This is a genomic window from Gottfriedia sp. S16(2024), from assembly GCF_050473765.1.
In the GTDB taxonomy this organism is placed as follows: Bacteria; Bacillota; Bacilli; order Bacillales; family Bacillaceae_G; genus Gottfriedia.
Map to the genome: position 1 here is coordinate 1,340,324 of NZ_JBFLUO010000001.1, position 12,746 is coordinate 1,353,069.

The 12,746-nt window shown below is 33.2% G+C and carries 13 protein-coding genes; 3 read left to right on the forward strand and 10 right to left on the reverse strand.

Features of this window, described 5'->3' with window-relative positions:
• Positions 1–15 precede the first annotated feature (15 nt).
• On the forward strand, positions 16–906 hold the full coding sequence (locus AB1282_RS06345; RefSeq protein WP_056467289.1) for a TetR/AcrR family transcriptional regulator: 891 nt from the start codon (positions 16–18) through the stop codon (positions 904–906).
• A gap of 71 nt (positions 907–977) precedes the next feature.
• On the opposite strand, the gene AB1282_RS06350 is transcribed toward AB1282_RS06345, so the two are convergent.
• A protein-coding gene (locus AB1282_RS06350) for an IS3 family transposase (protein WP_429898722.1) occupies positions 978–2,329 on the reverse strand; the annotation gives its coding sequence in 2 pieces (ribosomal slippage) (positions 978–1,882 and positions 1,882–2,329; 1,353 coding nt in all).
• Positions 2,330–2,606: 277 nt separating this feature from the next.
• Here AB1282_RS06350 and AB1282_RS06355 point away from each other — a divergent pair.
• The gene (locus tag AB1282_RS06355; protein ID WP_429898723.1) at positions 2,607–4,709 is read left to right on the forward strand and encodes a carbon starvation CstA family protein; all 2,103 of its coding nucleotides are present in this window, start codon (positions 2,607–2,609) and stop codon (positions 4,707–4,709) included.
• Positions 4,699–4,902, forward strand: coding sequence for a YbdD/YjiX family protein (locus AB1282_RS06360; RefSeq protein WP_056469068.1), 204 nt, complete (start codon positions 4,699–4,701; stop codon positions 4,900–4,902). The genes AB1282_RS06355 and AB1282_RS06360 overlap by 11 nt, the downstream gene beginning before the upstream one ends.
• Before the next feature lie 68 nt (positions 4,903–4,970).
• On the opposite strand, the gene AB1282_RS06365 is transcribed toward AB1282_RS06360, so the two are convergent.
• From AB1282_RS06365 to queC, 9 genes are all read right to left on the reverse strand, one after another.
• Entirely contained in the window at positions 4,971–5,642 is a 672-nt protein-coding gene (locus AB1282_RS06365) for a YdeI/OmpD-associated family protein (protein ID WP_429898724.1), read from the reverse strand.
• Between the two features lie 120 nt (positions 5,643–5,762).
• A complete protein-coding gene (locus AB1282_RS06370; protein WP_429898725.1) occupies positions 5,763–7,706 on the reverse strand; it encodes an FtsX-like permease family protein in 1,944 nt (647 codons plus the stop codon).
• Positions 7,696–8,457, reverse strand: coding sequence for an ABC transporter ATP-binding protein (locus AB1282_RS06375; protein WP_056469078.1), 762 nt, complete (start codon positions 8,455–8,457; stop codon positions 7,696–7,698). Before AB1282_RS06375 ends, AB1282_RS06370 begins: the two co-directional genes overlap by 11 nt.
• Before the next feature lie 104 nt (positions 8,458–8,561).
• Positions 8,562–9,566, reverse strand: a complete 1,005-nt coding sequence (locus AB1282_RS06380; RefSeq protein ID WP_390310738.1) for a sensor histidine kinase — start codon at positions 9,564–9,566, stop codon at positions 8,562–8,564.
• Entirely contained in the window at positions 9,566–10,252 is a 687-nt protein-coding gene (locus tag AB1282_RS06385; protein WP_056469083.1) for a response regulator transcription factor, read from the reverse strand. The genes AB1282_RS06380 and AB1282_RS06385 overlap by 1 nt, the downstream gene beginning before the upstream one ends.
• A 136-nt stretch (positions 10,253–10,388) precedes the next feature.
• Positions 10,389–10,886, reverse strand: coding sequence for a preQ(1) synthase (gene queF, locus AB1282_RS06390; protein ID WP_056469085.1), 498 nt, complete (start codon positions 10,884–10,886; stop codon positions 10,389–10,391).
• Between the two features lie 5 nt (positions 10,887–10,891).
• Complete coding sequence (gene queE, locus AB1282_RS06395; RefSeq protein ID WP_429898726.1) at positions 10,892–11,608, reverse strand: 7-carboxy-7-deazaguanine synthase QueE; 717 nt, start codon at positions 11,606–11,608, stop codon at positions 10,892–10,894.
• On the reverse strand, positions 11,601–12,077 hold the full coding sequence (queD, locus tag AB1282_RS06400) for a 6-carboxytetrahydropterin synthase QueD (protein WP_056469092.1): 477 nt from the start codon (positions 12,075–12,077) through the stop codon (positions 11,601–11,603). Before queD ends, queE begins: the two co-directional genes overlap by 8 nt.
• Positions 12,070–12,735 (reverse strand): 7-cyano-7-deazaguanine synthase QueC, encoded by a 666-nt coding sequence (gene queC / locus AB1282_RS06405; protein ID WP_056469096.1) that lies wholly within the window; start codon positions 12,733–12,735, stop codon positions 12,070–12,072. Before queC ends, queD begins: the two co-directional genes overlap by 8 nt.
• Positions 12,736–12,746: the final 11 nt, after the last annotated feature.

Below are 12,746 nucleotides of genomic sequence, written 5' to 3' on the forward strand. Positions count from 1 at the left end.
AACCAAGGTGATTATATGAATGATCGTAAACAGCATGTTGTAAAAATAGCTCATGAATTGTTTATTGAAAAAGGATTTCAAGCAACGTCAATTCAAGACATATTAGACTGTAGCGGTATATCTAAAGGTACATTTTATAATTATTTTTCGTCAAAAAGTGATTTAGTAGTCGCATTATTTAATATGATTTATAAAAAACTTGAGCATGAAAGAAATGAGTTGTTGATCGGACAGAGCCCTTCGAATATTGAAATTTTCATTAAACAAATAACTTTATTAATGGAGGCAAATAGAGATAATAAACTAATTTCTCTATTTGAAGAAGTAATTTATATAAATGACTTAGATATTAAACAGTTCATAAGAGAAGGTAATTTTAAGACATTAAATTGGGTGTATACACGTTTTTTAGACATTTTTGGCAGTGAGAAGAAAGACTTTTTATTAGATAGTGCCATTATGTTTTTAGGAATAATACACCATAATGTGAGATACTATGACCTCGCCAAAGATATGAATATTAGTATGGATCATGTTGTCCGATATAGTGTAAAACGTATGATTAAGATTGTTGAGGATGTTGAGGAATCTGGTGAGCAATTATTCAATTTAGGGCTATTAGATAAATGGTTACCAGTAAGAAAGACCGAAGAAAATCTTCAACAAAAGCTTTGTAGTATTATTTGTACAATGAAAAAATCAGCATTAAATAGTAATGAACAGCAAAAGTACAATGAGTTACTAGATTTTTTACAAAATGAATTATTGCAGTCAAAAACACCGCGAAAATATTTAATTGAGAGTGCTCTAGTATCCTTAAACGAAGGGAAAAAGTTACTAGGAGAAAAAGAACTACAAAGGCTGAATGAACTGATCGACATTAATTTTATTCAACATGTTAAATAACCTATTTAATGAAAGAAAACCATCCTTTAGCAATTTGTAGTGACCCCATAAAGTTAGACTGGTTACTTCAATTAGGCAGCCTGTTGGGCATGAACTCGGTATTTTACTGGGCTCATGCCTTTTAATTTTGCCTTAATTCGTTTGTTATTGTAGTAATCTATATATTTAGCTAGTTCTTGTTTAAAGTGTTCGACACTGTTAAATTCTTTAAGATAGAGTAGTTCAGATTTCATGATACTAAAGAAACTTTCAATTACTGCGTTATCGTAACAGTTTCCTTTTCGTGACATACTCTGAGTGATTCCACGTTTAATAAGAGCACTACGATATTTTTTCATTTGATAGTGCCACCCTTGGTCTGAATGAATTAGTAGTGTATCGGAATCTGTTAAACGTTCAAGAGATTGTTCTAACATATTTGATACAAGTGAATAAGTTGGACGTGAACCAATTGTATAAGCAATTATTTCTCCATTATATAAGTCCAACATAGGTGAAAAGTATAGCTTTTCTCCAAATAATTTAAATTCAGTTATATCTGTAACCCATTTCTCATTTGGTTTTTCAGCTTGAAAATTTCGATTTAAAATATTGGGTGCAATCTTACCCACTTCACCTTTGTAAGAGCGATATTTCTTTACCTTCACAAGTGATTTTATCCCTAGTTCTTTCATAAGTCGTTGAACTTTTTTATGATTTACTTTATAACCACGATTCGTAAGCTCGTCTCGAATTTTACGATAGCCATAACGAAATTCGTGTTCCTCATAAATTTCTTTTATCAGCACTTTTAACTCTGCGTCTGGATCAGGACGTTCTAGATTTTTCATCCAATAATAAAACGTACTACGCGGAATACTGGCTAGCAGTAGAAGTTCTTTTAACGAAAACTCATGCCTTAATTCATAGACAACTTTTACTTTGTCTTGTTTCGTGATTTTTCCTTGTTTTGAACTAAGGCATTCAACTTTTTTAGATATGCATTTTCCATGCGTAAACGTTCTATCTCAGCTTGAAGTTCTTCAATTGATGCTACAACAGGTGTAGTTTTCTTTGTTTCTTTTTTCATGGAAAGTCGCCCCTTTTTCTTTGATTCTAGGGCGTCTTGTCCTTGTGTTTCAAATTGAGTCCTCCATTTTCGAATCGTTCTAGGGGAAGGAATACTGAAAATTGCAGCTGCTTCATTAGGTGACGTCCCGTGGTCATTCATATACTTTAATACGTTTAGTTTAAACTGTACCGAATAACTTGTATATGACTTTTTAAGCAATCCATTAATCCCATTTTCCTTATATTGAGCTACCCAGTTTCTCACTTCAGCATGGGACGTTCCAAATAACTTACCAATAGAACGAAAACTTTCCTTACCTTCTAAATAACGCATAACTACCGCTAATTTATGTTCAGTAGTAAATTTAGTCATAAAAAATGCACCTCCAAATGTTAGTCGTGTCTAACATTTGGGGTGCACTTCAATTAAGCTTAAGATGGTTTTCTTTTGTTTAAAAAGATTAGTTCAAATATTACTATAGCTAAGTTGTTTTTTCCCTTGAAACTCTTCAATTAGAGAAGTTCAATATAACTTTCGTCCACTTTTATGAAGAAAAACCAGCTTAAAATCAGTATAAATGTCGTTATTATACTTTTTTTACCATTAATTGACAAAAAATTCTGAATTAATGATATACTTTCTTTTATAAATGAAAAAGGAGGTATCTTTTGTTGTGAAATCTTTAAAATCAATAGTTGTTTGGGGATTAATTTCAATACTTGGAGCTTTCTGTTTTTCTGTTTTAGCTTTAAAAAGAGGGGAAACAATAAATGCAATTTGGCTCCTCACAGCGGCAGTTTGTACATATGCAGTGGCTTATCGTTTTTATAGTAAGTTTATTGCAGATAAAGTGTTTAAACTTGATGAAACTCGTAAAACACCTGCCGAAATTAATAACGACGGTAAAGACTTTGTACCGACGAATAAGTGGGTATTATTTGGCCATCATTTTGCAGCGATCGCAGGGGCTGGGCCTCTAGTTGGACCAATTTTAGCTGCGCAAATGGGTTATTTACCCGGAACGATTTGGATTATTGTAGGAGTTGTATTTGCTGGCGCAGTACAGGATTTTGTCATATTAGCTGCTTCGACACGTAGAAATGGTAAATCACTAGGTGAAATGATTAAAGAAGAGATTGGTCCTATAACAGGCGTTATTGCTTTAATAGGTATTTTAGGAATTATGGTTATTTTATTAGCTGTTTTAGCCCTTGTTGTAGTTAAAGCACTTGCGGGAAGTCCGTGGGGAATGTTTACGATTGCGGCAACAATTCCAATCGCACTTTTCATGGGTATTTATATGCGATACATACGCCCAGGCCGAGTAGGAGAAGGGTCTTTTATTGGTGTGATTTTATTACTAATTTCATTATATGCGGGACAATATGTAGCAGAAAGTCCAACATTAGCGGCAATGTTTACGTTTAAGGGAGAAACGATTGCCCTTATGTTAATTGGTTACGGGTTTATAGCATCAGTACTTCCAGTTTGGCTATTATTAGCTCCACGTGATTATTTAAGCACATTTTTAAAGGTTGGAACGATTTTAGCTTTAGCAATTGGCATTATTATTGTAGCACCGGATTTACAAATGCCGGCCGTTACAAAATTTATTGACGGAACAGGACCAGTATTTGCTGGAAATTTATTTCCATTTTTATTTATAACAATTGCTTGTGGATCTGTTTCTGGATTCCACGCATTAGTTGCTTCAGGTACTACCCCTAAAATGATTGAGCGTGAAACGCATGCACGTGCCATTGGTTATGGTGCTATGTTAACGGAGTCTTTTGTAGCAGTAATGGCTATGATTGCTGCTTGTTTATTAACTCCAGGAGCATATTTTGCCATCAATAGCCCACCTGCCATAATTGGAACTGACGTAAATCAAGTGGCTCAAGTAGTTTCAAGCTGGGGCTTTACAATAGCTCCAAATGATTTGAGCACGCTAGCCAAAGACGTAGGTGAACAAACAATCCTTTCTCGTACTGGTGGGGCACCAACTTTAGCAATCGGCATGGCGGCACTCTTCTCTAAAGTAATCGGTGGTAAGGCATTAATGGCTTTCTGGTATCACTTTGCTATTTTATTTGAAGCTTTATTTATTTTAACAACAATTGATGCTGGAACTAGGATTGGCCGTTATATGACGCAGGATATTTTAGGCAATGTGTATAAGCCATTTGGAAAAACGGATTCACTTCCTGCGAACTTAATTGCGACAGCCATTTGCGTTTTTGGCTGGGGGTATTTCCTTTACCAAGGAGTTATTGATCCGCTTGGAGGTATTAATACTTTATGGCCATTATTCGGAATTGCAAATCAAATGCTCGCCGCGATTGCATTATTGCTAGGCACAACTATATTACTGAAAATGGGGAAAAAGGCATATGCATGGATTACATTAGTGCCAACGATTTGGATCTTAATCGTAACAATGACTGCTGGTTGGCAAAAGCTGTTTCATGCATTACCAAAAATAGGATTTTTAGCGCATGCTAAAATTTTTAAAGATGGTTTAGATGCTGGCAAAATCCTTGCACCGGCAGCTAGTAAAGCACAAATGAATCAAATTATTTTAAATGACTATATTGACGCAACGATTTGTGGAGTATTTATGGTGATTGTGCTTTTAGTTCTAATTGCTTCGGTTCGAAATTGGATAAATATATTGTCCAATAAACCAATAAAATTACATGAAACTCCGTATATTAAACGCGAAGAAAGTGAACCGAAAAATTATGCATTATAAAGTGAAGGAGTTCAAAAAATATTATAAACAGTTTATTAGTTTATTAGTAGGTGTACCAAGCTATGAGAAATATGTTGAACATATGAAAACACAACACCCTGATCAACCAATTCAATCTAGAAAAGAGTTCTTTATCGAAGCACAAGAGTCGCGTTTTAATTCTAAAGGCGGTAAAGTTACTCGTTGTTGTTAAAGTAACATCAAAATGATCTAATAAGCGAAGAAAATCCACAAGAGAAATAATCTTGTGGATTTTTTTTTTTATTTATTATCTCTACGATATAAATCCATCGTTTTATAACCAGCACCTAGGGCCATTTTCATTTCTTCTCGTCTTTTTGTTTTCGTTGCTTCTTGCTTAGCGCTATAGACGTGTCGTGCCCAATCTTTACGATACCCAGGAGTTAGAGACTTATAAATCGTAAGTAATTCAGGAGAATCTTCTAAATCCTTTTCGACGTTTGGAATCATTTCGATATAATCATCTACGCATTGACTTGCTTTTGCTGAGTTCACAGCTTTTGTTTTTGATTCGTCTTTTAATCCAACAACCGTAAAGACGTCATCCAGTCCAACCATACGAGCAAACTTAATTGTACTTGAACCAATATAGCCGCTCTCATCAGCACCTAATCCCTCAAATAAATCATCACGATGAATATAAGTCGGATATACTTTGTTGCCTTTTTTAGGGTAGGCAATAAAAATATAGCCATTCTTATCTAAATAATGATTTCGGGTAATCTTTGTTACTAGTTCTTTAAGCGAGTCCATATCAAGTACAAAAGCAAATATTAGATCATAAGGATGATTTAATAGATCCGTATCAAAATGTGGTAAATCTGCAAAATAATTTGCATCACTTGGCTGATTTAAAACGGTAGCTTTTTTATACTTTTTTAAGTTTAGTTTTTCAACAATCGTTTTCGTCATCCCGATCCACCTTTAAAGTAGTATGTATAAGGTTATTATAAATCAAAATAAGTAAAAAAAATAATAGAAGCTCAGATAGAGCTTCTATTATTTAGAGTAGGGAATAGGGATTATAAAAGTTTAAAGAGCTTCTTTAATCACTTTTTTATAATAAAGAACGGATAAAAGACCAAACACAGAGTATAAAACCGCATATAAAACCATGACGATAATCATTGGTGTCCAGACTTCAGTACCGAACAAGAACCATCCAGATTGAACAGCAAAATAGCTATGAACTAGTCCGACCACTAATGGGATACCGAAATTAAACAATTGCTTAGAACGTATACCTCTTAATAAGTCTTTACGAGAGAAACCTAGTTTACGTAAAATTGTATAATTGGGTTTTTCATCAACACTTTCATCCATTTGTTTAAAGTATAAAATACATCCTGATGTCATTAAGAACGTTAGTCCTAAAAATCCTACGATGAACATAATAAGACCCATATTTGCTTTCTGACTTTTAACGATTTCAAGTCGAGAATCATTAGGATAATTCTTTTCAAGTTGATGGTCCACAAAAATATTATTTGCTTTTTCGATTAGTTTTTCATCACTTATATTAATTCCATTGTAGACAGTAGAATCTTTTTGAATTGATGGATCAAGATTCTGTTTTAACGTTTTAAATACTTGATCGTCCACTATGACAGTAGGAAATCCGCCATTTGTGAAGTAGGAAGGTATAATCTTTTCACGTTTTAATCCTAAATAGTTAAGGTTAAACTTTTTCTTGTTGCTAGTTAATTCAATATGCCCTGAATCCTTTAAGGTCATAAATTTTTGAAGCATATCATCGTATCCAGTAAATAACACTTCATTTGAAGCAAGGTTTAGTTTAACTGACTTTTCACTTACGACCGCAAGTGGAAACTTGTCTGCATCCTTCATCATGCCTTCTAACTCTTTATCGAGTATATTCTTTATATTTGCATTAACTTGAATAACCTCGGTGTGTTTTTCTCTATATTTAATACCATTTTTATCTAGCGCAGATGTGAAAGTTTGTAAATCCTTTTTATTATTTAAGAAAAAATCAGCAGGGACGTGGCTCTCAGCTGTCTTTTCTGCAGAATAATAAGATATATAGCTTAAAGATAATAAGCCAATCGCTAGTGCTGAAACAGTTGTAATAATAGTTAGTAATAAGGCATTAGACTTCATTCTAAACATAATTGAAGATAAAGAGAGAACATCATTAATATTTAAATAGCCATTTTTCTTTTTACGAACGATATTTAAAATAAAACGAACCGAACTTTTATACACTAAATAAGTTCCAATAATGACTGACGCTAAAATATAAATCATTACCGAAAATAGTTGAGTCATAGTAGTAAAATCGCCATCAAATAATTTTGATGATAGAAAATAACCTGAGATTATTAATAAAATACCTAAAACTCCAATAGAAATTTCGAAAATAGACATTTTTTTAAGCTTTCCTTCAGTCGATGAGACTACTCGGAATAAAGATAAAATAGTTTGTCTTTTAATAAAAGCATAATTCATTAACATAATGAACGCGTAAATGACGACAAATACTATTAATGTTTGTACTAATGCTTGTGAAGAAAAATGTAAATTAGCAATCGCTTTAACTCCTACGATTTTATATAGAATCATAACGATCAGCCTTGAAATAGAAAAACCCACTAAGACACCAAGAACCAATGAACTAAAATATAGAATACAATTTTCAACTGTTAAAATACCGAAAATCCTGTTTTTAGTCATTCCGATTAATTGGAACAAACCAATTTCTTTACTTCTTCTTTTTATAAAAATCATATTTGCATATAAAAGGAATATCGAAACGATCGCAACAAGTAAAATCGACGCTGAGCGAATTGCAGCAGCTCCTTTAATCGAACCTTTTGTCGCATCCATTGAGGGATCATACTGCAGTGTAACAAATGAGAAATATAAAGCAGCACTAAATATTAAAGCAAAAACATATAGATAATAGTTTTTTAAATTCTTTTTTAAATTTCGGAATATCAAATGATTAATGCTCATGGTGAACACCACCTAATACACCTTGAGTTTTCATGATATCTTTAAAGAAATTTTGTCTCGTTTCATCACCTTTGTGTAGTTGTGAATAGATTTGTCCATCTTTAATAAAGACAACTCGATTGCAAAAGCTTGCTGCTACTGGATCATGTGTAACCATTACAATTGTCGCGCTTCTTTTCTCGTTTAGTTCGCTTAGTTTATTTAATAAATCTGAAGCAGATTTTGAATCTAATGCACCTGTAGGTTCATCAGCGAAAATAATACTAGGTTCATGAATAAATGCTCTAGCGGCTGAAGTACGCTGTTTTTGTCCCCCAGAGATTTCGTTAGGATACTTATCTTTTAATTCGTAAATACCAAGCTCTTTAGCGATTACATCAAACTTTTGATTGGCTTCACTTGGTGACGTTTTTGTTATTGATAAAGGTAGAAGAATATTTTCTTTTACAGTTAATGTGTCTAGTAAGTTGTATTCCTGAAAAATAAAGCCTAAATAGTATTTACGAAATTCTGCTAATTGCTTTTCTCTCATATCCGTTATATCTTTACCTTCAATTGCAATCGTTCCACTATTAATCTTATCGATCGAAGAAAGAACGTTTAGTAAAGTTGTTTTACCAGATCCAGATGGCCCCATGATACTAACAAATTCACCTTTTTCGATGTTTATATTAATGCCACTTAACACTTCTTGTTTATTAAATTTATTTCCGTAACTTTTATGAATTTTATTTGCTTCTAAAATATTCAATTCATACACTCCCTTATTTTCATTCGATAAAATTAGTATAAATGGTTACATAGACCGTTTCCTTTGATTAACCGAACAATAAACAAAAGCATGTGACAATTTTGTCACATGCTTGTTATTTTTACAAATTCATTTCGTTTAGGGAATGTTAGCGTGAAAATTGAACCTTTATCTAACTCAGACTTTACTTGGAAAGTAATATGTAGTGACTGGGCAGCTTTCTTTGCTAAATATAACCCCATCCCTGTAGAGGCATTGTCTTGATGCTGAAACGTAGAAGTAAATCCTTTTTCAAAAATTCGCGGCAAATCTTTTGAATGAATACCACGACCAAAGTCTTCAATTTCAAGAATCACATGCTCATTAATTTGCTTACTTATAATCCGAATGTCTGAGGATGTACTATATTTCACTGCATTTGTTAATAGCTGCCGTAGTATATAGGATAGCCATTTAGCATCACTAAATACTTCTAGCTCCTCTAATTCAATGTCAAATCCAATCCCTTTATGTATACACCATGATTGCAAAGTTTTAATTTCTGGATAAATGACATCTTCCAGCTCAATTTTTTCTATATAAAGATCATTTTCAATAAAAGGTATTCTTTTTTGGTGAAGCTGTTGATCTAATAATAGGTGAATACGTAGCCATTCATATGTTAAATTTGACTTTAACTTTTCATCCTTCATACGATCAATCATTAAGTGCATTGCTGTTAAAGGCGTTTTTACTTCATGGATCCATGATAGGAGCTCATCTTTTTCTTGCTCTAAATAAGTTTGATTTTGAATAGCAATTTTTTTTAATAAGCTTGTTTGATTTGTTAAACTGTTTTCAACAATTTCTTCAAATGGGCTATTTGACTCTTCAATTCCCGTCAAATCAAGGTTATCCTCACGTTCAACAAGACTTTTATAAAATTTTATTTCTTTAGGATATCGAATGACTAAAAAAATGATAAACAATAATAGTGATAGAAAGACAATGTAAAGTAATGATTTTAAAGGAATTGACAAATCAATAAATGAAACAAATACAATGAGTACTTGTGTTAGTAGAAAAAAAAGGATCCAACTAAATCGCTCAATTAGAAATGTTTTAATCATTAAATCTCCTCTTCTAAAGCAATATATCCTTGACCAACCTTAGTTTCAATAAATTGTCCTAATTCTATTTCATCTAGTCTTTTACGCAATCGATTTACGTTTACTGTTAAGGTGTTATCACTAATAAATCGCTTATCATCCCAAAGGGCATTAATTAAATCCTCGCGACTTACGATTTTATTTTTTTGTTCAATTAGCAGTTTTAAAATATAGATCTCATTCTTTGTAAGTTCAATTGCACCATTTTCATTTGATACAGTATTTTTTTCATAGTCCACGGTTGCACCACACCAAGTTTTAAGTGCAATTTTTTCGGTATTATAATTATAGACGCGTCTAAGAGTAGCCTGGATTTTTGCAATTAGTACATCAAAATGGAATGGCTTTTGTATAAAATCATCTGCTCCAAGCTGCATCGACATGACCATATCTGAAGGGTGATCTCTTGAAGATAAAAAGATAATAGGTACGTTTGAATGGGAACGAATCATCCGACACCAATGGAATCCATCGTATTTTGGCAGTTGTATATCAATGATGACTAAATCTGGTTTTATCTCTGTAAATTCTTGGATTACCTTACTAAAGTCTGTGATCCCATAAACCTCGTAGGACCATCCTGATAGCCGATCTTTAATCTCAGTGAATAGAGAAGAATCATCTTCAATGAGTAATAGTTTAAACAAATGGTTTCACCACACTTCTTATTTACTTTCCATTAATTGTAAAATAAAAACAAATTAAGTGCCATAAACGAATATAGTATTTACCTGAATAAAAAAAGTACACTGTATTTTATACAGTGCACTTTAAAGTGATTTTTTATCGATTATCAATTTTCTCAGGATATAAATCATGGTTCATCATGCGATGTTCAGCCATTTTTTCGTATTTCGTACCTGGGCGACCATAGTTGCAGTATGGGTCAATTGAAATTCCACCACGTGGAGTGAATTTTCCCCAAACTTCAATATATCGAGGATCCATTAATTTAATTAGATCATCCATAATGATATTCATGCAATCTTCATGGAAGTCACCATGATTACGGAAGCTAAAGAAGTATAGTTTTAATGATTTACTTTCAACCATTTTCTTTTCAGGAATATAGCTAATATAAATTGTCGCAAAATCAGGTTGACCAGTTTTTGGACAAAGTGAAGTAAACTCAGGGAAATTAAACTTTACGAAATAATCACGATTTGGGTGAGTATTATCAAATGTTTCTAATATTCCTGGATCATATTCAAATAAATATTTTGTGTTGTTGCTGCCAAGTAATGATACTTCTTCTAGTGAACCTTTTGATCTTCCTACCATGTTGGTTAAACTCCCCTCTTATTTCCCCAAACAAATGCATGTAATTGAGGTAAAACTTTTACATTTTTAAAGACTTTTGATTTCATTGCTTCATCTATAAGCCATTCGTAACGATTTAACATGTATTGTAATAAAGTACCATCATCCGCATTTAGCCAACTATTTCCGACTTGTAAAAAGAACGGAACATGTGGGAATTTTTGATGAACAGTTTCTGCATAAACTAAATCCTTTTCATCAAAAATAACAACTTTTAAGCAAAACTTCGGGTGATTTTCTAAATTTTGAATGATGCTTCCTAGCATATCAAAATCAGTATTCATGCCACTGCTAGGCGGTTTAGGCGATAAAGTAACTTCATCAATAGAAGGTAACCATGGTTGCCACTTACTACCTTGAGTTTCAAGAGCTAAAGTCATATTCTTTTCCTTTAAAAACTCAACTACAGGGCCTAAAGATGGAAGTAAGGCAGGATTTCCACCAGAAATCGTTATATGAGAGAATGTATCGCCGCCTAGACTCATTAAATTCTCCCAAACTTCTTCTGCGGCCATCCATTTTATATTTTCTTTTTCACTACCATCCCATGTGAATGATGAATCGCACCAACTACAAGAGTAATCACAACCCGCCGTACGAATAAACATCGTTTTTTGACCAATTGCCATTCCTTCACCCTGTACAGTAGGTCCGAATATTTCAAGTACTGGAATTTTACTCATTGATCATCCACTCCCTACGAGCTTCTGCATAGCTTGTAGGCGTTTCAAATAAACGAACAAACTCAACTCGAATATCTTGTGCAGGATTTGTTTCATCTTTAAGCGCATTTTCCATTTGCTCAAAAATCCAAACAACCATATTCTCTGCTGTTGTATTCATCAGAGGTAGCATCTCATTTAAATAACGATGATCTAAATAGATTTCAATTTTTTCTTTCCAAATCTGCTTAATATCACCAAAATCGATCACTAAGCCGATCTCATCAACAAAACCACTAATTCCAAAAATAACTTTATATGTGTGGCCATGTAAATTCTTACATTTACCTTCATAGCAGTGTAAGTGATGTGCAGCATCAAAGGTAAATTCTTTATTAACAAGAACTCGTTTATGGTGATATTTTAAGTCTTCTTTTTTAATATGCTCATCAATTTTATGAAGTCTTTCTACGATGCGAAAATCAAACATGCTTTGCGGCTCCCTTCGATTGTAGATAACGATCTAAACCAGCCTGACGAAGCTCACATGCCGGGCATTCTCCACAACCATCAGAAATAATGCCGTTATAGCAAGTTAATGTTTTATTTTTAACGAATTCAAATGCGCCTAAATCATCAGCTAATTTCCATGTGTCAGCTTTATCAATCCACATAAGTGGAGTATGAATAACAAATGGATAATCCATTGATAGATTAAGAGTTACATTTAATGATTTAACAAAGATATCTCGGCAGTCAGGGTATCCGCTAAAGTCAGTTTCACAAACACCAGTAATAATGTGCTTTGCGCCTTTTTGTTTAGCAAGTACTGCTGCAAAAGATAGGAATAATAAGTTACGTCCATCAACGAATGTAGAAGGAAGTTCGCCTTCTTCGTGAGTTATATCAATATCTGATCTTGTTAAAGCATTTGGTGCAAGCTGATTTAACAAGGACATATCAAGGATATGGTGAGGAATATTTAATTCCTTACAAATATCTGCAGCTACATCTAATTCTAGTTTATGGCGCTGATTGTAGTTAAACGTAACAGCTTCAACTTCACCAAATTGTTGCATAGCCCAGAATAAACACGTAGTACTGTCTTGGCCACCGCTAAATACAACGATTGCTTTTTCATTTTTCATATTTCTTCTCT